The sequence below is a fragment of the Oleiphilus sp. HI0043 genome (genome assembly GCF_001634935.1).
Genome location: NZ_LWEY01001566.1, coordinates 1 through 672 on the forward strand (window position 1 = coordinate 1; position 672 = coordinate 672).

Sequence of the window (672 nt, forward strand, 5' to 3'; positions counted from 1 at the left end):
GTACTATAACGGTTGGAAGTATTGGGGCCTCTGCCCGCATCGAGCAATCTGTCTATCCAATTAGTTATTGGAAGGGAGGGGAGGCTCAAGCCTACTGGTTAGGAGAGCTGGCTGTCGTCCAGAGTTTAGATGGGGTCATTGAAGAGGTTTCTAGGGAAGGACTGACTAGCTTTTTATTGTATGTGCTGGTTGTCGCTTGTTGCTCGCTAACGAGTGTTTTGCTTGGATATCAGATTGTTGTTAGGCGCTTGCGTCAGTTTATGATTGACCTGAAAAACCAGAATGTAGATGAGTCTATGAAGAGGCTTTCTTCATTAGAGGATACTGAGGTCTCTGAACTGTGGTTATCGATTCTAGAGTATAAGCAGGAGATGGAAGAGCGTCTGTATAAGTCTGAGGCTCGTTTAACGTTGTCGCAGAAGGAGTTAGAAGCAGCACGCAAGAACAGCGAGACGAAAAGCTTGTTTCTAGCAAAAATGAGCCATGAGTTGCGAACGCCAATGAACGGGTTGCTAGGTTTCACTTCGTTATTGCTGGAATCGAAGTTGGAAGATGAACAGCGTGAGTATGCTCAAACTATTCAGGTGTCTTTAGAGTCATTGTTGTACGTTGTAAATGATGTCTTGGACCTTTCCAGAATCGAGTCGGGCGATCTTATGATTACGACGATAC

The 672-nt window shown here is 44.9% G+C and carries 1 protein-coding gene; it reads left to right on the forward strand.

Annotated features, from left to right (window positions below; genetic code table 11):
• A partial coding sequence (locus A3729_RS23310) for a histidine kinase dimerization/phospho-acceptor domain-containing protein (RefSeq protein WP_304439749.1) occupies window positions 1-672 on the forward strand: 672 nt, incomplete at both ends.